The organism is Streptococcus sp. HMSC034E03, from assembly GCF_001811505.1.
Classification (GTDB): Bacteria; Bacillota; Bacilli; order Lactobacillales; family Streptococcaceae; genus Streptococcus.
Genome location: NZ_KV804982.1, coordinates 115,219 through 137,472, shown reverse-complemented (window position 1 = coordinate 137,472; position 22,254 = coordinate 115,219). Strand labels below are relative to the sequence as shown.

General features: G+C 39.7%; 26 protein-coding genes. 25 read left to right on the top strand and 1 reads right to left on the bottom strand.

Going from position 1 to position 22,254, the window contains the following annotated elements:
* The 16 genes from HMPREF2805_RS05470 to HMPREF2805_RS05395 form a co-directional block, all read left to right on the top strand.
* A partial coding sequence (locus HMPREF2805_RS05470; protein ID WP_148131606.1) for an LPXTG cell wall anchor domain-containing protein occupies positions 1–220 on the top strand: 220 nt, incomplete at its 5' end.
* A gap of 175 nt (positions 221–395) precedes the next feature.
* Positions 396–1,526, top strand: coding sequence for a radical SAM family heme chaperone HemW (hemW, locus tag HMPREF2805_RS05465; RefSeq protein WP_075231722.1), 1,131 nt, complete (start codon positions 396–398; stop codon positions 1,524–1,526).
* 4 nt (positions 1,527–1,530) lie between these two features.
* Positions 1,531–2,268, top strand: a complete 738-nt coding sequence (locus tag HMPREF2805_RS05460) for an acyl-[acyl-carrier-protein] thioesterase (RefSeq protein ID WP_075231721.1) — start codon at positions 1,531–1,533, stop codon at positions 2,266–2,268.
* A gap of 10 nt (positions 2,269–2,278) precedes the next feature.
* Positions 2,279–3,052 carry a TIGR01457 family HAD-type hydrolase gene (locus HMPREF2805_RS05455; protein ID WP_075231720.1) on the top strand — a complete coding sequence of 258 codons (774 nt, stop codon included), beginning with the start codon at positions 2,279–2,281 and terminating at the stop codon, positions 3,050–3,052.
* Positions 3,042–3,665, top strand: coding sequence for a TIGR01906 family membrane protein (locus tag HMPREF2805_RS05450; protein WP_075231719.1), 624 nt, complete (start codon positions 3,042–3,044; stop codon positions 3,663–3,665). The genes HMPREF2805_RS05455 and HMPREF2805_RS05450 overlap by 11 nt, the downstream gene beginning before the upstream one ends.
* 209 nt (positions 3,666–3,874) lie before the next feature.
* Positions 3,875–4,276: a Spx/MgsR family RNA polymerase-binding regulatory protein gene (locus tag HMPREF2805_RS05445; RefSeq protein ID WP_045763368.1), complete on the top strand. Its 402-nt coding sequence runs from the start codon at positions 3,875–3,877 to the stop codon at positions 4,274–4,276.
* Positions 4,277–4,555: a UPF0223 family protein gene (locus HMPREF2805_RS05440; RefSeq protein WP_075231718.1), complete on the top strand. Its 279-nt coding sequence runs from the start codon at positions 4,277–4,279 to the stop codon at positions 4,553–4,555.
* On the top strand, positions 4,545–5,312 hold the full coding sequence (locus tag HMPREF2805_RS05435) for an inositol monophosphatase family protein (protein ID WP_075231717.1): 768 nt from the start codon (positions 4,545–4,547) through the stop codon (positions 5,310–5,312). Before HMPREF2805_RS05440 ends, HMPREF2805_RS05435 begins: the two co-directional genes overlap by 11 nt.
* A gap of 6 nt (positions 5,313–5,318) precedes the next feature.
* The gene (locus tag HMPREF2805_RS05430; RefSeq protein ID WP_075231716.1) at positions 5,319–6,632 is read left to right on the top strand and encodes an RsmB/NOP family class I SAM-dependent RNA methyltransferase; all 1,314 of its coding nucleotides are present in this window, start codon (positions 5,319–5,321) and stop codon (positions 6,630–6,632) included.
* Between the two features lie 109 nt (positions 6,633–6,741).
* Positions 6,742–7,620 carry a phosphate ABC transporter substrate-binding protein PstS family protein gene (locus tag HMPREF2805_RS05425; protein ID WP_075231715.1) on the top strand — a complete coding sequence of 293 codons (879 nt, stop codon included), beginning with the start codon at positions 6,742–6,744 and terminating at the stop codon, positions 7,618–7,620.
* Positions 7,620–8,537, top strand: a complete 918-nt coding sequence (gene pstC, locus HMPREF2805_RS05420; protein ID WP_045763363.1) for a phosphate ABC transporter permease subunit PstC — start codon at positions 7,620–7,622, stop codon at positions 8,535–8,537. Before HMPREF2805_RS05425 ends, pstC begins: the two co-directional genes overlap by 1 nt.
* Entirely contained in the window at positions 8,527–9,411 is an 885-nt protein-coding gene (gene pstA, locus HMPREF2805_RS05415) for a phosphate ABC transporter permease PstA (RefSeq protein ID WP_075231714.1), read from the top strand. Before pstC ends, pstA begins: the two co-directional genes overlap by 11 nt.
* Positions 9,412–9,421: 10 nt before the next feature.
* Positions 9,422–10,225, top strand: coding sequence for a phosphate ABC transporter ATP-binding protein PstB (pstB, locus tag HMPREF2805_RS05410; protein WP_049504357.1), 804 nt, complete (start codon positions 9,422–9,424; stop codon positions 10,223–10,225).
* Positions 10,226–10,237: 12 nt separating this feature from the next.
* A complete protein-coding gene (gene pstB / locus HMPREF2805_RS05405; protein WP_075231713.1) occupies positions 10,238–10,996 on the top strand; it encodes a phosphate ABC transporter ATP-binding protein PstB in 759 nt (252 codons plus the stop codon).
* Between the two features lie 11 nt (positions 10,997–11,007).
* A complete protein-coding gene (gene phoU / locus HMPREF2805_RS05400) occupies positions 11,008–11,661 on the top strand; it encodes a phosphate signaling complex protein PhoU (protein WP_075231712.1) in 654 nt (217 codons plus the stop codon).
* Positions 11,662–11,817: 156 nt separating this feature from the next.
* Complete coding sequence (locus HMPREF2805_RS05395) at positions 11,818–12,633, top strand: ABC transporter substrate-binding protein (protein WP_075231711.1); 816 nt, start codon at positions 11,818–11,820, stop codon at positions 12,631–12,633.
* A 17-nt stretch (positions 12,634–12,650) separates the two neighbouring features.
* Here the strand turns inward: HMPREF2805_RS05395 and HMPREF2805_RS05390 are convergent, their stop codons facing one another.
* Positions 12,651–13,925, bottom strand: a complete 1,275-nt coding sequence (locus HMPREF2805_RS05390; RefSeq protein WP_075231710.1) for an aminotransferase-like domain-containing protein — start codon at positions 13,923–13,925, stop codon at positions 12,651–12,653.
* 142 nt (positions 13,926–14,067) lie between these two features.
* Here HMPREF2805_RS05390 and budA point away from each other — a divergent pair, with 142 nt between their 5' ends.
* The 9 genes from budA (at position 14,068) to cas2 (ending at position 21,984) form a co-directional block, all read left to right on the top strand.
* Positions 14,068–14,787 (top strand): acetolactate decarboxylase, encoded by a 720-nt coding sequence (gene budA, locus HMPREF2805_RS05385; protein ID WP_075231725.1) that lies wholly within the window; start codon positions 14,068–14,070, stop codon positions 14,785–14,787.
* Positions 14,788–14,799: 12 nt separating this feature from the next.
* The gene (locus HMPREF2805_RS05380; protein WP_075231709.1) at positions 14,800–15,552 is read left to right on the top strand and encodes a YhfC family intramembrane metalloprotease; all 753 of its coding nucleotides are present in this window, start codon (positions 14,800–14,802) and stop codon (positions 15,550–15,552) included.
* Between the two features lie 117 nt (positions 15,553–15,669).
* Entirely contained in the window at positions 15,670–16,575 is a 906-nt protein-coding gene (gene murB / locus HMPREF2805_RS05375) for a UDP-N-acetylmuramate dehydrogenase (RefSeq protein WP_075229401.1), read from the top strand.
* A 159-nt stretch (positions 16,576–16,734) separates the two neighbouring features.
* Positions 16,735–17,892 carry an ABC transporter ATP-binding protein gene (locus HMPREF2805_RS05370; protein WP_075231708.1) on the top strand — a complete coding sequence of 386 codons (1,158 nt, stop codon included), beginning with the start codon at positions 16,735–16,737 and terminating at the stop codon, positions 17,890–17,892.
* Positions 17,873–18,679: an ABC transporter permease gene (locus HMPREF2805_RS05365; protein WP_000754116.1), complete on the top strand. Its 807-nt coding sequence runs from the start codon at positions 17,873–17,875 to the stop codon at positions 18,677–18,679. The genes HMPREF2805_RS05370 and HMPREF2805_RS05365 overlap by 20 nt, the downstream gene beginning before the upstream one ends.
* Positions 18,676–19,449, top strand: a complete 774-nt coding sequence (locus HMPREF2805_RS05360; protein WP_075231707.1) for an ABC transporter permease — start codon at positions 18,676–18,678, stop codon at positions 19,447–19,449. Before HMPREF2805_RS05365 ends, HMPREF2805_RS05360 begins: the two co-directional genes overlap by 4 nt.
* Positions 19,446–20,516 (top strand): ABC transporter substrate-binding protein, encoded by a 1,071-nt coding sequence (locus HMPREF2805_RS05355; RefSeq protein WP_075231706.1) that lies wholly within the window; start codon positions 19,446–19,448, stop codon positions 20,514–20,516. Before HMPREF2805_RS05360 ends, HMPREF2805_RS05355 begins: the two co-directional genes overlap by 4 nt.
* Positions 20,517–20,647: 131 nt before the next feature.
* Positions 20,648–21,652, top strand: coding sequence for a CRISPR-associated endonuclease Cas1 (cas1, locus tag HMPREF2805_RS05350; RefSeq protein WP_075231705.1), 1,005 nt, complete (start codon positions 20,648–20,650; stop codon positions 21,650–21,652).
* 2 nt (positions 21,653–21,654) lie between these two features.
* Entirely contained in the window at positions 21,655–21,984 is a 330-nt protein-coding gene (gene cas2 / locus HMPREF2805_RS05345; RefSeq protein WP_075231704.1) for a CRISPR-associated endonuclease Cas2, read from the top strand.
* The last annotated feature ends 270 nt before the right edge of the window (positions 21,985–22,254 follow it).

The following is a 22,254-nucleotide window of genomic DNA, read 5'->3' as shown; positions in this document are numbered from 1 at the left end:
TCCAGTAGAAACTCCAGCTAAGGTAACACCAGTTGCAGTTAATCCGAATGTAGATCACGGAGATACTACAGCTACTAATAATAATGGAGCTAAGTCAAATGATTCTCAAAAAGTATTACCAAATACTGGAACAGAATCAAATGCGACTCTTGCCTCTCTAGGCCTTCTTGGTATTCTAGGCGGTCTCGGACTTGCTTTGGGAAAGAAAAAAGAAGACTAAAAATTTAGTCAAATAAACATTCATTCTTTTGTGTTATAAAGACAAACTAGATTGGTTCTGGGAATCATGTTAGTCGTAAAATAAAAAGAATGTTTAGATAAAGAAAGCGAACAATGCTAGGATTTTGTTAAACGGAATTCTAAGTATTGTTCGCTTTTGTGGTATAATAAATACTATGCAGAAGAAACCGACATCAGCCTATGTGCACATACCATTTTGCACACAGATTTGTTATTATTGTGACTTTTCCAAGGTCTTTATCAAAAATCAGCCAGTAGACAGTTATCTAGAGCATCTACTGCAAGAATTTCATTCTTATGATATTCAAAAATTGCGTACACTCTATATTGGTGGTGGGACACCGACAGCCTTGTCTGCTTCTCAATTGAAAGTTTTGTTAGATGGATTGACTAAAAACCTGGACTTATCAATGTTGGAAGAATTGACCATTGAGGCTAATCCTGGTGATTTGGATGCTGATAAGATTGCTGTTTTGAAAAATTCTGCAGTCAATCGTGTTTCACTAGGTGTTCAGACCTTTGATGATAAAATGCTGAAAAAGATTGGGCGTAGTCATACAGAAAAGGATATTTATGAAAATATCGACCGCCTTAAATTAGCTGGTTTTGATAATATCTCTATTGACTTAATCTACGCACTTCCTGGGCAGACCATGGATCAGGTCAAGGACAATGTCGCTAAGGCAATTGCCCTTGATATTCCTCATATGAGCCTCTACAGCTTAATTTTAGAAAATCATACGGTCTTTATGAATCGTATGAGACGAGGGAAATTACCTCTTCCTAAGGAAGAATTAGAAGCAGAGATGTTTGAGTATATCATTGCAGAGCTAGAAAGAGCTGGCTTTGAGCACTATGAGATTTCTAACTTTTCTAAGCCAGGATTTGAAAGTCGTCACAATCTTATGTACTGGGACAATGCTGAGTATTATGGAATCGGTGCTGGTGCGTCTGGCTATGTAGACGGTGTTCGCTATAAAAACCATGGGCCGATCCGCCATTATTTAAAGGCGGTAGAAGAGGGAAGTGCTCGTATCAATGAAGAACACTTGAGTCAACGGGAGCAAATGGAAGAAGAGATGTTTCTCGGCCTTCGCAAGAAGTCAGGAGTTTCCATGGCGCGATTTGAAGAAAAATTCGAACGATCTTTCCAGGAACTTTATGGAGATATTGTTAAAGACTTGATTCAACAAGGTCTTATGCAGGTTGAGGGTGATCGTGTTCGTATGACTAAGAGAGGTCTCTTCTTAGGTGATACAGTAGCAGAACGATTTATATTGGAGTAGAATTATGGGCTTAACTTATCAAATGAAGATGAAAATTCCTTTTGATATGGCTGACATGAATGGCCATATCAAGCTACCAGACCTTATCTTATTGTCCCTCCAGGTATCAGGAATGCAGTCAATTGAACTGGGAGTGAGTGACAAGGATGTTTTAGAACAGTATAATCTGGTCTGGATTATCACAGATTATGATATTGACGTGGTTCGTTTGCCTCGTTTTGCTGAGGAAATCACCATTGAAACAGAAGCTTTGACCTATAATCGTCTCTTTTGCTACCGCCGATTTACTATTTATGATGAAGATGGTCAAGAAATCATTCATATGGTAGCTACCTTTGTCCTTATGGATCGTGAGAGTCGAAAGGTTCATCCTGTAGTAGCAGAAATTATTGCCCCTTATCAATCTGAGTTTTCTAAGAAATGGGTCCGTGGGCCAAAATATAGAGAGCTGGAAGAAGCGATAAGCAAGGATTATCACGTTCGTTTCTATGACTTAGATATGAATGGTCACGTCAATAACAGCAAATACCTAGATTGGATTTTTGAGGTCATGGGAGCCGATTTCCTGACTAACCATATCCCTAAAAAAATTAACCTTAAATATGTTAAGGAAGTTCGACCAGATGGAATGATTACTTCTAGTTATGAATTAAATGGATTAGAGAGTAATCATAAAGTCACAAGTGATGGTGACACCAATGCTAAGGCAAGGATAACTTGGCAAGAAATTAAAAAAGATTAGAAAGAAAGATATGACTTATAAAGGATATTTAATTGATTTAGACGGAACGATCTATAAGGGGAAAGATAGAATCCCTGCGGGAGAGGCTTTTGTTCACGAGTTACAAAAAAGAGAGCTTCCTTATCTTTTTGTAACAAACAACACCACTCGTACACCTGAAAGTGTTCAAGAGATGTTAGCCAATCAGTTTAACATTGACACGCCTGTATCGACGATCTATACTGCAACTTTAGCTACAATTGATTACATGAATGATTTAGGTCTTGAAAAGACAGTTTATGTGATTGGAGAAGCAGGGCTCAAGGAAGCCATTCAAGAAGCAGGGTATGTAGAAGATAAAGAAAATCCAGCCTATGTGGTTGTAGGTTTGGACTGGCAAGTTGACTATGAAAAATTTGCTACGGCGACCCTAGCTATCCATAAAGGTGCTCATTTTATCGGCACCAATCCAGATTTAAATATTCCAACAGAACGTGGACTTTTACCTGGTGCTGGTTCACTGATTACTCTTCTTGAAGCAGCAACTCGTGTAAAACCAGTTTATATTGGAAAACCTAATGCGATTATTATGGACAAGGCTGTTGAACACCTAGGCCTTGAACGCCAAGAAATTGTCATGGTGGGAGATAATTATCTTACTGATATTCGAGCTGGTATTGACAATGGCATTCCTAGTCTTTTGGTAACGACAGGATTTACAAAACCTGAAGAAGTAGAGGATTTGCCAATTGAACCAACTCATGTCCTTTCAAGTCTAGCGGAGTGGAATTTCGATGAAAACTAAGTTTACTTTTGTAGGAAGTATTCTCTTTCTCCTCTCGCTTGCGATTTTATTGACCATTTACCTGGCTTGGTTGGTTTACCCTCTGGAGATTTCTTGGTTAAACTTGACAAATCGTGTTCATCTGCAACCTCAGACCATCCAGCATAATTTTAATGTTTTGATGGCTTATTTGACCAATCCTTTTAGTCAACAATTAGAAATGCCAGACCTACCTTCTTCGGTATCTGGTTTACACCATTTTGCGGTTGTGAAGGGACTATTTCATCTGGCTCAAGGAGTAGCACTAGTAACTCTACCGATTTTTTATCTTTTTTGGAAGCAAGTTATTCGGAAGGGTTTTCTGCCACTTTATCGTAGAGCACTCTTAATCATACTTTCTCTACCTTTGGCTCTTGGTTTAGTTGGAGTTTTCATTGGATTTGAGCAGTTCTTTACCTTGTTTCATCAGATTCTATTTGTAGGTGATGATACCTGGTTGTTTGATCCAGCAAAGGATCCTGTCATTCTCATCCTACCAGAGAACTTTTTCCTCCATGCCTTTCTCCTATTTTTCTGCTTGTATGAATTGATTTTTGGATTTATGTACCTACAGAGTAGAAAAACAAATAGATAAGTGAAGAAAAGTATTACTGATTCCAAATAAAATGTAGGAAAAACTATCATTTGTAACATGAATATTTCTATATTTAAGCAAAACATTCATATGTGATTCCAAAAAACCTATTTTTCTTGAAAAAGTAGGTTTTTTTACGGAAATAACTAGTCAAGCGCTTTATTTTTTTGTATAATAGGAATAGAAAAGTATGTAAAGAAGAGGAAAGCATGATTACACTATTTTTATCACCGAGTTGTACATCATGTCGTAAAGCAAAGGCCTGGCTCGAGAATCATAAAGTGCCATTCCAAGAGCATAATATTATGACCAGCCCTTTAACGAGAAAAGAACTGCAACACATTCTTTCCTTGACCGAAAATGGTACTGATGACATCATCTCGACTCGTTCAAAGATTTTTCAAAAATTGAATATTGATGTAGAGAGTATCTCAGTATCGGAGTTGCTTCATTTAATTGAGCAGTATCCGAGTCTTTTGCGTCGTCCGATTATTATTGACGCAAAACGGATGCAAATCGGTTTTAATGAAGATGAGATTCGTGCTTTTCTCCCTCGTAGTTACCGTAAACAAGAACTGAAAGAAGCTACATTGAGAGCTGGTATTAATTAGATGAATAAACAGTATAGTTACCCACTAGATTTGTCGTGGAGCACTGAAGAACTTGCTTCAGTGCTTTCTTTTTTTAATGATGTTGAAGCAGCCTATGAGACTAAGGTAGAGGCAAAAAAATTACTAGATTCCTATAAGGGATTCAAAGCAGTTGTTCCAAGTAAGAGTGAAGAAAAACGCTTGGGCCGTGAATTTGAAACTGCGAGTGGTTATTCCTTCTATCGAGTTGTCCAATTAGCCAAAGAGCAAGAGGAAGGGAAGATTTCGCTTGGAAAATAAATTTGCGTTTGCCAAAGAGATTGTCAAGGAAGCAGCGAGCTATATTCGAAAACATATGAAGGATGATCTTCATGTTGAGAGAAAAACCTCGCCGACAGACTTGGTGACTCGTTTGGATAAGGAAGTCCAGAATTTTTTGGTTGATAGGATTCGTTCGAATTATCCTGATGACCAATTTTGTGCAGAAGAGGGCTGTCTGCGTGCTTCAGTTGGATGTGGATCTGTTTGGGTCATTGATCCCATTGATGGTACCAACAATTTTGTCGCCCAAGGTGAAGATTTCGCCATTATGGTAGCGTATTTTGAAAACGGTGTGGGTCAGTTTGGGATCATTTATGATGTCATGAAAGGTCATTGTTACCATGGAGGAGGTACTTTTCAGGCCTGTCTCAATGAAGAACCCTTGCCTAATTTTAAGGATAAGCCCTTGCGTGATTTTCTGATTGCGAGTAATGCTGGTATGTTGGAAACAAACGCTTGGGGTGTAGCAGAATTGGCTAATGCTTCACTTGGTGTACGAATATATGGAAGTGCAGCTATCAGCTTTTCAAAAATCCTCTCAGGTCAGCTATTGACCTATATCACCTACCTCCAACCTTGGGACTATGCTGCAGCTAGTATCATAGGAGAAAGTTTAGGGTATCAGATTGTAACCTTAACTGGAGAACCGGTGGATTTTCAGACACGACAACCAATTATGATGGTTCCAACTGACAAGTTGGCAGAAATCCAATCCTATATCTATGAAAGGAAATAAACTTACATGCAATTTCCAGAAGGATTTGTAAAAAAATATGAAGCAATATTGGGAGATGAGGCAAGAGCTTTTCTTGCCTCTTTTGATGATGAGGCAGTTTCCGCCTTTCGCATCAATCCCTTAAAAGAAAGACAAGTTTCTTTTTCAGATGCTATTCCAAATACACCCTGGGGCTACTATGGAAAGGTTTCTGGAAAATCTCCTGAGCATGTAACAGGTTTGGTCTATTCCCAAGAACCTGCTGCACAAATGGTTGCACAAGTAGCTCAACCAAAACCAGGTATGAAGGTCTTGGACTTGGCAGCGGCTCCCGGTGGTAAATCCACTCAACTGGCAGCCTATCTTGCAGGCGAAGGTCTTCTTGTTTCCAATGAAATTTCAAGCAAACGAGCGAAAATCTTGGTTGAAAATATGGAACGGTTTGGAGCGTCAAATGTAGTTGTGACCAATGAATCTGCCGATCGTTTGGCTAAAGTGTTTAAGGGATATTTTGACCTGATTGTTTTAGATGCACCATGTTCAGGAGAAGGAATGTTCCGTAAGCAACCTGATGCCATGGACTATTGGAGTGAAGCATATCCAAGCCAGTGTGCTAACCTACAACGTGAGATTTTAGAAGATGCGGTCACCATGTTGGCTGATGGCGGTCGACTTGTCTATTCTACTTGTACTTGGGCTCCAGAAGAAAATGAGGAAATCGTCAAATGGTTACTGGCTAGTTATGATTTTGAATTGATTCCGATCCAACATATCAATGGTATGGCTCCTGGGATTGATTTTCCTGAGACAGCTCGGATGTACCCACATCGTTTTAAGGGAGAAGGTCAGTTTGTTGCCCATCTTCAGTTTAAGGGTCAAAACAAGTCAGGAAAGTTTAAGCCTTCTAAGACTAATCTTAATCGTGAACAGTTGAGTTTATGGCAAGATTTTGAGAAGAAACATCTTAAAGAAAAACTGGCTGGAGTCCTACAGGTTTTTGGTGACCAATTGTATCTCTTACTTGAAGACCTACCAGATTTAGGAAAACTAAGAATTGCACGAAATGGACTTCATCTTGGAACCTTTAAGAAAAAACGTTTTGAACCAAGTTTTGCACTTGGCTTAGCTTTGAAACCAAGTCTAGTCAATCAAGGAATTGAAATTCATCAAGAGGACTTTGTCAAGTATGTAGCTGGTGAAACAGTTCAATTATCTGAAACTTTGCCAAATGGCTGGTACCAAGTTTTGGTTGCTGGAAATGGTTTAGGTTTTGCAAAAGTGACAGGAAATACATTGAAGAATTATTTCCCTAAGGGCTTGAGGTTTAAGGTGAAAAACTAGTCAAAATCAGTATTCTATGTTATAGTGGAAGTATGGATTTTTTGCATAAAACATAGAAAAATAGGGCGAAATTCCAAGCTATTCATCATTATTTTCAAGGAGACAAATAGTGAAAAAATTTAAAAAACTCACACTCTCTCTTGCGACTCTTTTACTTGCTGGTTCGCTAGTAGGATGTGCAAGTTGGATTGATCGTGGGGAGTCTATGACGGCTGTTGGGTCAACTGCCCTCCAACCTTTAGTCGAGGCGGCTGCAGATGAATTTGCATCAGCTCACATCGGAAAAACAGTCAATGTTCAAGGTGGTGGTTCTGGTACAGGACTGTCGCAAGTTCAGTCAGGAGCAGTAGATGTCGGCAACTCCGATGTATTTGCGGAGGAAAAAGACGGTATTGATGCCTCAGCATTGGTCGACCATAAGGTAGCTGTTGCAGGTTTGGCTGTTATTATCAATAAGGAAGTAGATGTTGATAATCTAACGACGGATCAGCTCCGACAAATCTTCACAGGAGAAATTACCAACTGGAAAGAAATCGGTGGTAAAGATTTAGCCATCTCTATTATCAACCGTGCGGCAAGTTCAGGTTCTCGTGCGACTTTTGACAGTGTGATCATGGATGGGCAATCAGCAATGCAAAGTCAGGAACAAGATTCAAACGGAATGGTCAAATCAATTGTTTCTCAGACCCCTGGAGCTATTTCCTACTTAGCCTTTGCCTATGTTGATGACTCAGTTGGGACTATCAAACTCAATGGTTATGAACCAATTTCAGAGAATGTAACCACGAATAATTGGCCTTTGTGGTCTTATGAACATATGTATACACTTGGTGATCCAAATGAATTGGTTGCCGAATTCCTAAACTTTGTCCTTTCAGACGAAGCTCAGAATGGAATCGTTAAAGGAATGGGTTATATTTCAGTTAAGGAAATGAAGGTTGAAAAAGATGCTGCAGGTACTGTGACAGCAATAGAAGGGAGCCAATAATGAATCAAGAAGAATTATCTAAAAAATTGCTCTCTCCGTCAAAGAACTCTCGTCTTGAGAAATTAGGGAAAAGTCTGACTTTTGCCTGTCTCTCTTTGATTGTTATCATTGTGGCTATGATTTTAATCTTTGTAGCCCAAAAAGGTTTGTCAACCTTCTTTGTCAATGGTGTGAATATCTTTGATTTTCTCTTTGGTGCAACTTGGAACCCTTCAGGTAAGCAATTTGGTGCTCTTCCAATGATTTTAGGTTCCTTTATTGTTACCATCCTATCTGCTCTCATCGCGACACCATTTGCCATTGGTGCTGCAGTCTTTATGACTGAGGTGTCACCAAAAGGAGCCAAAATTTTACAACCAGCTATTGAACTTCTAGTTGGGATTCCTTCAGTCGTGTATGGATTTATTGGTTTACAGGTCGTGGTTCCTTTTGTCCGTAGTGTCTTTGGTGGAACAGGTTTTGGTATTTTATCAGGGATTTTCGTTCTCTTTGTTATGATTTTGCCGACTGTAACCTTTATGACAACTGATAGCCTACGTGCAGTTCCTCGTCACTATCGTGAAGCTAGTTTAGCCATGGGAGCTACTCGTTGGCAGACTATCTGGCGTGTAACCTTGAAGGCGGCACGTTCAGGTATTTTTACGGCAGTAGTCTTTGGTATGGCCCGTGCTTTCGGTGAAGCCCTAGCTATTCAGATGGTGGTCGGAAACTCAGCCGTTGTCCCAACTTCATTGACGACACCAGCAGCGACTTTGACCTCTGTTTTGACCATGGGTATCGGAAATACTGTTATGGGAACTGTTGATAATAATGTTCTTTGGTCACTAGCCTTAGTATTGCTTTTGATGAGCTTGGCCTTTAACAGTGTGATTAAATTGATTACGAAAGAAAGAGGAAAGAAAAACTATGCACGCTAAGAAATTAGATAAACTTGCAACAGCTGTCCTCTACACCATCGCAGGAATCATTGTGACCATTCTAGCTTCCTTGATTCTTTATATCTTGGTTCGAGGCTTACCTCATGTTTCTTGGTCTTTCTTGACAGGAAAATCATCCTCATATCAAGCAGGTGGTGGTATTGGAATCCAGCTTTATAATTCCTTCTTCCTTTTGGTCATTACCTTATTCATCTCTGTACCTCTATCAATGGGGGCTGGAATTTATTTGGCTGAATATGCAAAAAAAGGTCGTGTTACCAACTTCGTTCGTACCTGTATTGAAATTTTGTCTTCGCTACCATCAGTCGTAGTCGGTCTCTTTGGTTACCTCATCTTTGTAGTCCAGTTTGAGTATGGATTTTCTATTATTTCTGGTGCCTTGGCTTTAACAGTCTTTAATCTTCCACAGATGACTCGTAACGTTGAAGACAGTTTGAAACACGTTCACCATACGCAACGTGAAGCTGGTTTAGCACTTGGAATCTCTCGCTGGGAAACAGTCCTGCATGTCGTTATTCCTGAAGCTCTTCCCGGAATTGTAACGGGGATTGTGCTTGCATCAGGTCGTATCTTTGGTGAAGCTGCAGCCCTTATCTATACAGCAGGTCAATCTGCACCAGCTCTTGACTGGTCTAACTGGAATGTTCTCAGCGTAACCAGTCCAATCTCAATCTTCCGTCAAGCAGAAACCTTGGCTGTCCATATCTGGAAAGTCAATAGTGAAGGAACTATTCCTGATGGAACACTTGTTTCAGCAGGCTCTGCAGCCGTGCTCCTCATCTTTATCCTCATCTTTAACTTTGGAGCACGTAAACTCGGAAGCTATCTACATAAGAAATTAACCGCTGCCTAAAGGAGAAGCCATGTCAAAATATAATTGGGATGAAAGGCATATTATTACTTTTCCAGAAGAAAAAGTGGCCCTCTCTACAAAGGATTTACACGTTTACTACGGTAAAAATGAATCCATCAAGGGCGTGGATATGCAATTCGAAAAAAATAAAATTACAGCTTTAATCGGTCCATCAGGATCAGGGAAATCAACCTACCTACGCAGTCTCAACCGTATGAATGATACCATTGATATTGCAAAGGTTACTGGACAGATTCTCTATCGAGGTATTGACGTTAACCGTCCTGAAATCAATGTTTATGAAATGCGTAAACACATCGGAATGGTATTTCAACGTCCAAATCCATTTGCTAAATCAATTTACCGCAACATCACCTTTGCACATGAACGTGCAGGAGTTAAGGACAAGAAAGTTCTTGATGAAATTGTAGAAACCTCCCTTCGTCAGGCAGCACTCTGGGATCAGGTCAAAGATGACCTTCATAAGTCGGCCTTAATGCTTTCAGGTGGTCAGCAGCAACGTCTCTGTATCGCGCGTGCTATTTCTGTAAAACCAGACATCCTCTTGATGGATGAGCCTGCGTCAGCCTTGGATCCGATTGCAACAGCTCAGCTTGAAGAAACCATGCTGGAGTTGAAGAAGGACTTTACCATTATCATCGTAACTCACAGTATGCAACAAGCTGCGCGTGCTAGTGACTACACTGGATTTTTCTACTTGGGTGACTTGATCGAGTATGATAAAACTGCTAATATTTTCCAAAATGCTAAGCTACAGTCAACAAATGACTATGTAACTGGACACTTTGGTTAGAGAGGAAATAGTATGATAGAACCGATTTTACAGGTTTCAGACCTGTCAGTCTATTACAATAAAAAAAAGGCCTTGAATAGTGTTTCCTTATTGTTCCAACCCAAGGAAATTACGGCCCTTATCGGTCCGTCTGGATCTGGGAAATCAACACTTCTAAAGGCTATTAACCGAATGGGTGACCTTAATCCTGAAGTGACGACAACTGGATCAGTGGTTTATAATGGGCACAATATTTATAGCCCTCGTACGGATACGGTTGAATTACGTAAGGAAATCGGAATGGTTTTCCAACAACCCAATCCATTCCCAATGTCTATCTACGAAAATGTTGTTTATGGTCTCCGCATTAATGGGGAAAAAGATAAGAACGTTTTGGATGAAGCTGTGGAGAAAGCTTTACAGCGTGCTTCAATCTGGGATGAGGTCAAGGATCGCTTGCATGATTCAGCAATTGGTCTATCAGGTGGACAACAACAACGTGTTTGTGTGGCACGTGTATTGGCGACTAGCCCTAAAATCATCCTCTTGGATGAACCAACTTCAGCCTTGGACCCTATTTCTGCTGGTAAGATTGAGGAAACCTTGTATGGTCTAAAAGACAAATACACCATGCTCTTGGTTACTCGTTCTATGCAGCAAGCATCTCGAATCTCTGATAAGACAGGCTTTTTCTTCAGTGGAGATTTGATTGAATTTAACGATACCAAGGATATGTTCCTCTATCCTCAACATAAGGAGACAGAGGACTACATTTCAGGTAAATTTGGATAAGGAGTGAGAAGATGTTACGATCTCAATTTGAAGAAGATTTAGAGAAATTGCATAATCAGTTTTATGCTATGGGACAAGAAGTTCTTTCCCAAATCAATCGTACCGTACGTGCTTTTGTAACGCATGACCGTGACATGGCTAAAGAAGTCATTGAGGAAGATGCAGAAGTAAACGAATACGAAGTGAAACTTGAAAAGAAATCATTTGAAATGATTGCCCTACAACAGCCAGTTTCACAAGACTTACGTACAGTTTTAACAGTCCTAAAAGCTGTGTCAGACTTAGAACGTATGGGGGACCATGCAGTATCCATCGCAAAAGCAACGATTCGTATGAAGGGTGAGCAGCGTATCCCTGCAGTTGAAGAAGAAATTAAAAAAATGGGTCGTGAAGTAAAAAACTTTGTTGAAGCCGCTTTAGAACTTTATTTGAATGGTTCTGTGGATCAAGCCTATGAAGTTGCAACCATGGATGAAAATATCAACAATTACTTTGATAATATTCGAGACCTAGCTACAGAAGAAATCAAAAAACATCCAGAAGCTATCGTCACAGGTCGTGATTACTTCCAAGTGATTTCATACTTGGAGCGCATCGGTGACTATGCAAAAAATATCTGTGAATGGGTTGTTTACTTTGAAACAGGTAAGATTGTTGAATTGTAAGATTGATTAATTATGCAAAAAAGGAGCTTGTTAGTAAGTAAAAGCTCCTTTTTTGAAAGAAAAAATGAAAATTTTTCATAAAAATTTAAAATATGCTTGACAAACGGAGTTTGTGGAGTTATAATTATACAAAATTAACAGAGAGGTTGTTTATTTATGAATTTTAAAAAATGGATATTTGTCTTATGTAGTTTTCTTGCAAGCTTTTTATTGGTAGCTTGCCAATCGTCTAGCTCAAGCTCGCAGTCTGCAGTGGAGGCCATCAAGCAAAAAGGAAAATTAGTGGTTGCAACTAGTCCAGACTATGCTCCCTTTGAGTTTCAAGCACTTGTAGATGGTAAGAACCAAGTCGTAGGTGCTGATATTGACATGGCGCAAGCAATCGCTGATGAACTTGGAGTGAAATTGGAAGTTTCAAGCATGAGTTTTGATAATGTCTTGACTAGTCTTCAAACAGGAAAAGCAGACCTAGCAATTGCGGGAATCAGTGCAACTGAAGAAAGACAAGAAGTCTTTGATTTCTCAATTCCTTACTATGAAAATAAAATTAGCTTCCTTATCAGAAAATCAGATCTTGAAAAATACAAGGATTTGGACTCTCTAGCAAGTGCTAATATTGCAGCTCAGAAAGGAACTGTTCCTGAATCTATGGTTAAAGAGCAACTTCCAAAGGCACAGTTGACTTCTTTGACAAACATGGGAGAAGCAGTCAACGAGCTTCAATCTAGTAAAGTAGATGCCGTTCATATGGATGAGCCAGTAGCATTAAGCTATGCTGCTAAGAACTCAGATTTGGCAGTGGCTACAGTAAACTTGACTATGACAGAAGGTGAAGCTAATGCTGTAGCTATCAAAAAAGGTAACTCAGATTTGAAGGAAGTAGTTGATAAGATAATCCAAAAACTGAAAGATAAGGGAACTTATCAATCTTATCTTGAAAAAGCTGCTAAGCTAACAGAAGTAGAACAATAAGAAAACAGAGTTGGATCTTAGTCCAGCTCTGTTTTTAAGTAATCTAGTGTGGTTTCTATCTTTTCAAGAGGCACTTTGGCAAAGTGATAGGGACAAGTAGACAAGTAGGAGGTCTCGAAAAAGTCAAGACCTAGAGAACTATGTTTGAGACTAGCAATTTTAGAATACTGTTTCAAATCAAGTAAGAGTCCATCGTGGAGTGGATAGGTTGGGAGATTGATAGGATTGCTTTTTAAAAGTTTTTGAATCTGAGCTTGCTTCTTTTCTTGGAGGACTAGTCTAGCTAGTCTATTTTTTTCGAATAATTGACTATCAATGTAGAGGGATAAGGCCTTTTGCATAATGAGGTTGTTATCATAGTCAAGGATATTTTTATAGGACACAAAGGCTTCTTTGATGGCATTTGGAAGTATGAGGGCAGTAATCCGAAGAGCAGGGAAAAGACTGGTAGAAAAGGATTTGATATAGATGACCAAATCATGTTGGTCTAAATAATGAAAGGTCTGCCCCATTTTTGGATCGAGATCCCCCAGATAGTCATCTTCTACGATGTAAATCTGATACTTGGCAGCCAAATCTAGAATGGCTCGTTTTTCTTGGTCCGTATAGGAATGTCCTAGAGGATAGTGAAAACGTGGAATGGTATAGAAAAACTTAATCTTACCTGTTTTAAAATGTTGTTCTAGTTCGTTTAGGTCAATGCCATCAATCCGTCGTTCAATAGTTTGATAAGGAAGCCCCTGAGCCAGCAGGAGTTGGTTCATTCGATGATAGGTAGGTTGCTCAACCAGAATTTCCTGCGTACGACTCGGAAAGTCTATCTGAGAAAGGATAAAGAGAGCCTGCTGGGTTCCAGTTGTCATGACTAACTGGTCTGGTTTGCTGTAGATAGCTTGCTCAAAAAGTAGTTTCTGAACAGACTTTCGTAATTCTTCTAAACCCTCTTGGTGTTCATAGTAGTTGTAGAGATAATTTTCTCGACCAATCAAGCTTTCGTTTACACAAAGACGAAAGTCATCATAGGCACCTAAGTGCTCATCATTGACTAAAATTTCTAGATCATCATGACTACTTTGTTGCTCTAAGACATAATAGCCACTTTGTGGTTTAGAATAGATGTATTTCTCATATCGAAGTTCTAAGAGAGCTCTTTGGACAGTGTCTTTGCTGCAGTGGAAGTCTTGGCTAATGTTCCGAATGGAGGGCAGGCGACTTCCTGTAGGAAAAGTTCCAGATTCAATCCCTTCTTTTAGATAGGCAACAACCTGTTCATACTTACTTTTTTTTTGCATACCAGACCTCTCTTGATTTTGTTACATTGTACCCTTTTTTTAAACGTTTGGCAATCTTAAAAGGGCCTCTGACATTCAAATTTTGAAAGAAATATGATATACTTATTAAGTGAAAAATTCTGGAAAGAGTGAGATTATTAAGGTGCAAGAACCAGTAAAATTATTTCAATACAATACTTTAGGAGCGCTGATGGCGGGACTCTATGGAGGAAGTCTAACCGTTGGTGAATTGCTCCAACATGGTGATTTAGGTTTAGGAACCCTGGATTCTATCGATGGAGAATTGATTGTCTTAGATGGGAAAGCTTATCAGGCTAAGGGATCAGGTGAGAAACCTGAAATTGTGGAAGTTTCACCAGATGCTTTGATCCCCTATGCAGCAGTTGTACCCCACCAGGCAGAAGTTATTTTCCGTCAGCGTTTTGAAATGACTGATCAGGAACTTGAAAAACGTATTGAGTCCTATTATGATGGAGAGAATCTTTTCCGTTCCATCAAGATTCATGGTGATTTTAAACACATGCATGTGCGCATGATTCCTAAGTCAACCTCTGAAACTAAGTTTGCAGAAGTAGCAACGCATCAGCCAGAGTATAGTCGCGAAAATGTTTCAGGAACCATCGTCGGTTTTTGGACACCTGAAATTTTCCATGGAGTTAGTGTTGCTGGTTACCATCTACACTTTATCTCAGATGACCTAACCTTTGGTGGCCACGTTATGGACTTTGTCATCAAGGAAGGTATTGTAGAAGTGGGTGCAGTTGACCAGTTGGATCAACGTTTTCCTGTTCAGGATCGTCAATATCTATTTGCTAAGTTTAATGTTGACGAGATGAAAAAAGATATCGATAAGTCAGAATAAAAGGAGTCAAATATGAAAATTCATGTAATAATAACGATGGTGGCCTTGTTTGCCGTCCTCATTGCAGCAGTTTGGTACGCAAGAAAGAAATACAAGATTAATTTTGCAGTTTTGGGACTTGGGGCAGTTGCATTTTTTGCTTCATCTCAGGTCTTGGAGAAAATCGTTCATCTCTTGGTTCTTCATCCACAAAAGGATGGGACAGTTCCACTCATGACGGAAAATCCCCTTCTATATGTGATTTACGGGATCTGTATGGCTGCTTTGTTTGAAGAAACAGCTCGACTAATCTTTTTCAAATGGTTGAACAAAAAAAGAGAGATGGAAGATTCAGATGCCCTCGCCTATGGTCTTGGTCATGGTGGGCTAGAAATGATTTATATCGGAATTGCAAGTTTACTCAATCTCTTCATCCTCTTTTCAGCAGTAGAATCGCAAAATCCAGCCATCATGCAACTCTTACCTGAGAGTACGCTTGCTACGATTAACAATCTAGCAGCATGGCAGATTTACCTTTTGGGACTAGAGAGAATCCTAGCCTTACTTCTTCAAGTCGGTTTGACCTTCTGGGTTTATCAAGCAGTTCGCCAAAAGAAATGGATTTACCTAGTAGCGGCTTATGGTTTGCACGCCCTATTTGATTTGGCTCCGAGCCTATCTCAAGTTGGTTGGTTGTCAAATCCACTTCTCGTAGAAGGATTGTTAGCAGTGGAAGTTATTATTTTTATTTACTTTACAAAAACGATCTTTTATAAAAAGCAATAATACAAAAAAGAGGTTCATCCTCTTTTTAGTTTGAGCTTTTGAAAAAGCTAACCAAATCATCGAAAAAAAACGCTAAAAATGGTATAATGGAATGAATTTTATAAAAGGATTAGAAAAATGACCGTATCAGATAAATTAAAAGAAACCTTAGAAGGAATCGATATTCGTTTCGACGAACCATTAAAATCCTATACTTATACAAAAGTTGGAGGAAAGGCAGATTATTTAGTTTTTCCACGCAATCGCTATGAGATGGCTCGTGTGGTCAAGTTTGCCAATCAGGAAAACATTCCTTGGATGGTTCTTGGAAATGCAAGTAACATTATCGTTCGTGAGGGTGGAGTTCGTGGCTTTGTAATCATGTGTGACAAGCTCAATAATGTCTCTGTTGATGGCTATACCATTGAGGCTGAAGCTGGAGCAAACTTAATTGAGACTACTCGTATTGCCCTACGTCATAGTTTGACTGGTTTTGAATTTGCTTGTGGTATTCCAGGAAGCGTCGGTGGTGCTGTCTTTATGAATGCTGGCGCTTATGGTGGTGAGATTGCTCATGTTCTCCAGTCTTGTCAAATCTTGACTAAGGAAGGTGAAATCGAAACCTTGTCTGCTAAAGACTTGAACTTTGGTTACCGTCATTCAGCTATTCAAGCATCAGGGGCAGTAGTCCTTTCTGCTAAGTTCGCCCTAGCTCCAGGTAATCACCAAGTCATCAAACAGGAGATGGATCGCTTGACTCACCTTCGTGAACTCAAGCAACCTTTAGAGTATCCTTCATGTGGATCAGTTTTTAAACGTCCAGTGGATCATTTTGCAGGTCAATTGATTGCAGAAGCAGGCTTGAAAGGTTATCGTATCGGTGGCGTCGAAGTCTCAGAAAAGCACGCAGGCTTTATGGTCAATATTGCTGATGGAACTGCTAAGGACTATGAGGAATTAATCGAGTCTGTCATTGAGAAGGTTAAAGAGCACTCAGGCGTTACCCTCGAGAGAGAAGTTCGAATCCTAGGAGAGCATGAATAAAATAAAAATAGCCTAGCTGCTGCTAACTAGAATGTAGAGGGGGTGAAAGCCTATCGGTAGCGAAGATGCATGCAGGTGGTATAACTCCCTGCAAGAGGTAGTGGCGGCCTGACAGAGCCCTGATCTGTTAATCTATGAAAAAGAAGGAATTTATGCCAATTGAAAAAACCAATTATCGAATTCAGAAACGTTTCTAAAGTTTTTGAAGATAGCAACACCAAGGTTCTCAAGGATATTAACTTTGAGTTGGAAGAAGGGAAGTTCTACACACTTCTCGGTGCCTCAGGATCTGGTAAATCAACCATCCTCAATATCATTGCGGGTTTGTTGGATGCAACAACTGGTGATATCATGCTAGACGGTGTCCGTATCAATGATATCCCAACCAATAAACGAGATGTTCATACGGTCTTCCAGTCTTACGCCTTGTTCCCACATATGAATGTGTTTGAAAATGTTGCTTTTCCATTGCGATTGCGTAAGGTCGATAAAAAAGAAATCGAACAACGTGTATTAGAAGTTCTCAAAATGGTACAGTTGGAAGGTTTCGAAAAACGTTCAATCCGTAAACTATCTGGAGGACAACGTCAGCGTGTGGCCATTGCGCGTGCGATTATCAACCAACCTCGTGTGGTACTCTTGGATGAGCCTTTGTCAGCCTTGGACTTGAAATTGCGGACAGACATGCAGTACGAACTACGTGAACTGCAACAACGCTTGGGCATCACCTTTGTCTTTGTTACCCATGATCAGGAAGAAGCCTTGGCCATGAGTGACTGGATTTTCGTTATGAATGATGGAGAGATTGTTCAGTCTGGAACACCCGTTGACATCTACGATGAGCCCATCAACCACTTTGTAGCCACCTTCATCGGGGAATCAAATATCCTGCCTGGAACTATGATTGAGGACTACTTGGTCGAGTTCAATGGCAAACGATTTGAAGCGGTCGACGGTGGGATGAAGCCAAATGAACCAGTCGAAGTCGTGATTCGCCCAGAGGATTTACAAATCACCCTTCCAGAAGAAGGAAAACTTCAAGTGAAGGTCGATACGCAGCTCTTCCGTGGAGTCCACTATGAGATTATAGCCTATGATGAACTTGGCAATGAATGGATGATTCACTCGACTCGTAAGGCTATCGTTGGTGAGGAAATCGGTCTGGACTTTGAACCAGAAGATATCCACATCATGCGTCTTAACGAAACAGAAGAAGAGTTCGATGCTCGTATCGAAGAATACGTAGAAATCGAAGAGCAAGAAGCAGGTTTGATTAACGCTATCGAGGAGGAAAGAGATGAAGAAAACAACCTCTAAACTCTTTGTAGTGCCCTACATGCTTTGGATTGCCCTCTTTGTATTGGCACCCTTGGTCTTAATCTTCGGACAATCTTTTTTCAACATCGAAGGTCAGTTTAGTTTAGAAAACTATAAATCCTATTTTGCATCGCAAAACTTAACCTATCTCAAAATGAGTTTTAATTCTGTTCTCTATGCAGGGATTGTAACTCTAGTGACGCTTCTTATCAGTTATCCAACAGCCCTCTTTTTAACTCGTCTCAAACACCGTCAACTCTGGCTCATGCTAATCATCTTGCCAACCTGGATCAACCTTCTCCTTAAGGCCTATGCCTTTATCGGGATTTTTGGTCAAAATGGTTCTATCAACCAATTCCTAGAATTTATCGGAATTGGTTCTCAGCAGTTGCTCTTTACAGATTTCTCATTTATCTTTGTCGCAAGCTACATTGAGCTTCCATTTATGATTTTGCCAATCTTCAACGTTTTGGATGATATGGATAACAATCTCATCAATGCCAGCTATGACCTAGGTGCGACCAAGTGGGAAACCTTCCGCCATGTCATCTTCCCTCTGTCAATGAACGGGGTGCGAAGTGGCGTTCAATCTGTCTTTATCCCAAGTTTAAGTCTCTTCATGTTGACCCGTTTGATTGGGGGGAACCGAGTGATTACTTTGGGGACTGCCATCGAGCAGAACTTCTTGACCAATGACAACTATGGTATGGGTTCAACTATCGGTGTTGTTCTTATCCTGACTATGTTTATCACTATGTGGGTGACTAAGGAAAGGAGAGAACGATGAAAAAATTTGCCAATCTCTACCTAGCCTTTGTCTTTATTGTCCTTTATTTGCCAATCTTTTACTTGATCGGCTATGCCTTTAATGCAGGCGATGATATGAATAGCTTTACAGGCTTTAGCTGGACTCACTTTGAGACTATGTTTGGTGACGGAAGACTCATGCTGATATTGGTTCAGACCTTTTTACTAGCCTTTCTATCAGCCTTGATTGCAACAGTGATTGGGACTTTTGGGGCTATCTATATTTACCAATCACGTAAAAAGTACCAAGAAGCCTTTCTATCTCTCAATAATATCCTCATGGTTGCACCCGACGTTATGATTGGTGCCAGCTTCTTGATTCTCTTTACCCAGCTCAAGTTTTCACTTGGTTTTCTGACAGTTTTGTCCAGTCACGTGGCCTTCTCGATTCCAATCGTAGTGCTCATGGTTTTGCCTCGATTGAAAGAGATGAATGGGGATATGATCCATGCGGCCTATGACCTCGGGGCTAGTCAGTTCCAAATGTTCAAGGAAATTATGCTTCCTTACTTAACGCCGTCTATCATAGCAGGTTACTTTATGGCTTTCACCTATTCATTAGATGACTTTGCCGTGACCTTCTTTGTAACGGGAAATGGATTCTCAACCCTCTCAGTTGAGATCTACTCTCGAGCTCGTAAGGGGATTTCTTTAGAAATCAATGCTCTTTCAGCCTTGGTCTTCCTCTTTAGTATTATCCTGGTTGTTGGATATTACTTCATTTCACGAGAGAAGGAGGATCAAGCATGAAACGACTCTATTCATTTTTAGCAGGAATTTTAGCGATTATCCTAGTCTTGTGGGGAATTTCCTACCATTTGGACAGTAAAATCAATAGTCGTGATAGTCAAAAATTGGTTATCTACAACTGGGGAGACTATATCGCCCCTGAACTTCTGGAAAAATTTACAGAAGAAACAGGAATCCAAGTCCAGTATGAGACCTTTGACTCCAACGAAGCCATGTATACCAAGATTAAGCAGGGTGGGACAACCTATGATATTGCCATCCCAAGTGAGTACATGATTAACAAGATGAAGGATGAAGACCTTCTAGTTCCACTGGATTATAGTAAGATTGAGGGCATTGAGAATATCGGTTCTGAATTTCTCAACCAGTCCTTTGATCCCAACAACCAGTACTCTATCCCATACTTCTGGGGGACCTTGGGAATCGTCTACAATGAGACTATGGTGGAAGAAGCGCCTGAACATTGGGACGACCTTTGGAAGCCAGAGTATAAAAACTCTATTATGCTTTTTGATGGGGCGCGTGAAGTGCTTGGTTTAGGTCTTAACTCATTAGGCTATAGCCTCAACTCAAAAGATCCACAGCAGTTGGAGGAAACGGTAGATAAGCTCTATAAGCTAACACCGAATATCAAGGCTATTGTGGCGGATGAGATGAAGGGTTACATGATTCAGAATAATGCTGCCATTGGTGTGACCTTTTCAGGGGAAGCTAGCCAGATGTTGGAAAAAAATCCTAACCTCAAATACGTCGTACCGACAGAAGCAAGTAACCTCTGGTTTGACAATATGGTGATACCTAAGACTGTTAAGAACCAGGATGCAGCCTATGCCTTCATCAACTTCATGTTGAAGCCTGAAAATGCTCTGAAAAATGCTGAGTATGTTGGCTATTCAACACCAAACACTGCTGCTAAGGAAATGCTCCCTGAGGAGACAAAAGAGGACAAGTCCTTTTATCCAGATGCAGACACCATAGAACACCTAGAAGTTTATGAAAAATTTGACCATAAATGGACAGGAAAATATAGTGACCTCTTCCTACAATTTAAGATGTATCGGAAGTAGTGATAGTAACGAAACGAATCAGTCAAGCTGGTTCGTTTTTTTTGTTTTTAAAAAAATTAATATTTGGTATTGACAAAAGCAATTTTAGTAATAAAATAATATCCTTTATACATTTAGGAGGTGTATATGAGATGAGTGATTTATTTGTTCAAAAGTTTGACCATTTTTTAAGTCTCTGTAATCAGATGATTATCATAAAGAATGGTCAACGCGAGATTGTTAAAGAAATCTCAATCCACTTAGTTGAGAATGTCATAGTGTTTGGGAACGCTCAGTTAAGCACACAATTACTAAAGGCTTTAGCAAAGAAGCAAATCAATGTTTATTATTTTTCTGGTGAAGGTAAATTTTTGGCTTGCTTGGATTCCTATCGACAAGAAGATTTTGAGAAGCAAATTATTCAGACGAAAGCTTGTTTTGATAAGAATTTTTGTCTCTCTATATCTAAAAAAATAGCTTCCGCCAAGGTAAATCACCAGCTATCCTTACTTAAAAATTATAATCAAGATGGAATTTTAACACATGAAGATTTTTCGCGCTTTGAAGAAAGTATAGAAAAGATATCTGAAGCTATGTCAATACCAGAAGTGATGGGGTATGAAGGTAGAATTGCAAAGTCTTATTTTTACTATTTGGGTTTGCTAGTGCCTGATGATTTTCATTTTTATAGACGAAGTCGTAGGCCTGCTGAGGATTGTTTTAATAGTCTACTAAATTTTGGTTACTCTTTGCTCTATTCTTGCTTTTTAGGCCTGATAAGAAAAAATGGTTTGAGTTATGGTTTTGGAGTTATGCATCAGAGCAACCAACACCATGCAAGTTTAGCGAGTGACCTCATGGAGGAGTGGCGTCCAATCATCGTTGATAATACTATTTTAGACTTAATCTTTAGTGGTAAATTAACAGTTGAGCATTTTGAAAAGAATGAAGAGGGTGGCTATTTATTGCGAGATGAAGGGAGAAAGGTTTTTATCTGTGCAATGAGGGAACGGATGTTAGAAATCCATCAGTATGTTGAAGAAGATAAAAAACGTTATACTTTTCTATATATGGCAGATCTGCAGATTAAAGGATTGATGCGAGCTTTTGAAAGTCTAAAACCCGAACTTTATGTTACGGGCTATACAGGAGAATAATCATGGGACTTTACTTTAATCTATCTTCTGAGGAGAAGGAATATGTTAAGAAAAAAAGTTTCTTTTGTATCATTATTTATGATATTGTCAGTAATAAGAGGCGTCTGAAATTCGCAAAGTTACTAGAGGGATTTGGTATCCGAGTCCAACGCTCTTGCTTTGAGGTTGATCTAGAAAAGTCCAACTATCGTAGCTTGCTGAGTGAGTTGCAAGCATTCTATGATGCTGACCAGTTAGACAATATCATTGTTTACCTTGGAAATCGAGAAGAAACCTTGCGCTTAAATACAGATGAAGTCGAGATAGAAAAGGAGGATTGTTTGTTCTTTTGAGATGAAAACTCTTACAAAATATGGTATACTAATAGTAGTTTCCAATAGGTTATATCTAGTGCTTGTTATAGGTTTACATACAAGATATGGGGTATAGATACCTATCTACCTCGAGAGGGGCCGGAAACTAGGGAAGATTTTACTGTAAGATCACTAGATTGTTTTGTATAGATACCTATCTACCTCGAGAGGGGACGGAAACGTACGACCGCCATTTAATGTACGCACTGTATTTTCTGTATAGATACCTATCTACCTCGAGAGGGGCCG

What these genes read in the sequence shown, in the direction of transcription:
- HMPREF2805_RS05395 (WP_075231711.1), top strand. Translation starts at nt 11,818, where the DNA reads ATGAATTTTAAAAAATGGATATTTGTCTTATGTAGTTTTCTTGCAAGC.
- phoU (WP_075231712.1), top strand. Translation starts at nt 11,008, where the DNA reads ATGTTACGATCTCAATTTGAAGAAGATTTAGAGAAATTGCATAATCAG.
- HMPREF2805_RS05365 (WP_000754116.1), top strand. Translation starts at nt 17,873, where the DNA reads ATGAAGAAAACAACCTCTAAACTCTTTGTAGTGCCCTACATGCTTTGG.
- HMPREF2805_RS05445 (WP_045763368.1), top strand. Translation starts at nt 3,875, where the DNA reads ATGATTACACTATTTTTATCACCGAGTTGTACATCATGTCGTAAAGCA.
- cas2 (WP_075231704.1), top strand. Translation starts at nt 21,655, where the DNA reads ATGGGACTTTACTTTAATCTATCTTCTGAGGAGAAGGAATATGTTAAG.
- HMPREF2805_RS05450 (WP_075231719.1), top strand. Translation starts at nt 3,042, where the DNA reads ATGAAAACTAAGTTTACTTTTGTAGGAAGTATTCTCTTTCTCCTCTCG.
- HMPREF2805_RS05360 (WP_075231707.1), top strand. Translation starts at nt 18,676, where the DNA reads ATGAAAAAATTTGCCAATCTCTACCTAGCCTTTGTCTTTATTGTCCTT.
- HMPREF2805_RS05380 (WP_075231709.1), top strand. Translation starts at nt 14,800, where the DNA reads ATGAAAATTCATGTAATAATAACGATGGTGGCCTTGTTTGCCGTCCTC.
- HMPREF2805_RS05455 (WP_075231720.1), top strand. Translation starts at nt 2,279, where the DNA reads ATGACTTATAAAGGATATTTAATTGATTTAGACGGAACGATCTATAAG.
- HMPREF2805_RS05355 (WP_075231706.1), top strand. Translation starts at nt 19,446, where the DNA reads ATGAAACGACTCTATTCATTTTTAGCAGGAATTTTAGCGATTATCCTA.
- pstC (WP_045763363.1), top strand. Translation starts at nt 7,620, where the DNA reads ATGAATCAAGAAGAATTATCTAAAAAATTGCTCTCTCCGTCAAAGAAC.
- HMPREF2805_RS05440 (WP_075231718.1), top strand. Translation starts at nt 4,277, where the DNA reads ATGAATAAACAGTATAGTTACCCACTAGATTTGTCGTGGAGCACTGAA.
- pstB (WP_049504357.1), top strand. Translation starts at nt 9,422, where the DNA reads ATGTCAAAATATAATTGGGATGAAAGGCATATTATTACTTTTCCAGAA.
- pstB (WP_075231713.1), top strand. Translation starts at nt 10,238, where the DNA reads ATGATAGAACCGATTTTACAGGTTTCAGACCTGTCAGTCTATTACAAT.
- murB (WP_075229401.1), top strand. Translation starts at nt 15,670, where the DNA reads ATGACCGTATCAGATAAATTAAAAGAAACCTTAGAAGGAATCGATATT.
- pstA (WP_075231714.1), top strand. Translation starts at nt 8,527, where the DNA reads ATGCACGCTAAGAAATTAGATAAACTTGCAACAGCTGTCCTCTACACC.
- hemW (WP_075231722.1), top strand. Translation starts at nt 396, where the DNA reads ATGCAGAAGAAACCGACATCAGCCTATGTGCACATACCATTTTGCACA.
- HMPREF2805_RS05430 (WP_075231716.1), top strand. Translation starts at nt 5,319, where the DNA reads ATGCAATTTCCAGAAGGATTTGTAAAAAAATATGAAGCAATATTGGGA.
- HMPREF2805_RS05460 (WP_075231721.1), top strand. Translation starts at nt 1,531, where the DNA reads ATGGGCTTAACTTATCAAATGAAGATGAAAATTCCTTTTGATATGGCT.
- cas1 (WP_075231705.1), top strand. Translation starts at nt 20,648, where the DNA reads ATGAGTGATTTATTTGTTCAAAAGTTTGACCATTTTTTAAGTCTCTGT.
- HMPREF2805_RS05390 (WP_075231710.1), bottom strand. Translation starts at nt 13,925, where the DNA reads ATGCAAAAAAAAAGTAAGTATGAACAGGTTGTTGCCTATCTAAAAGAA.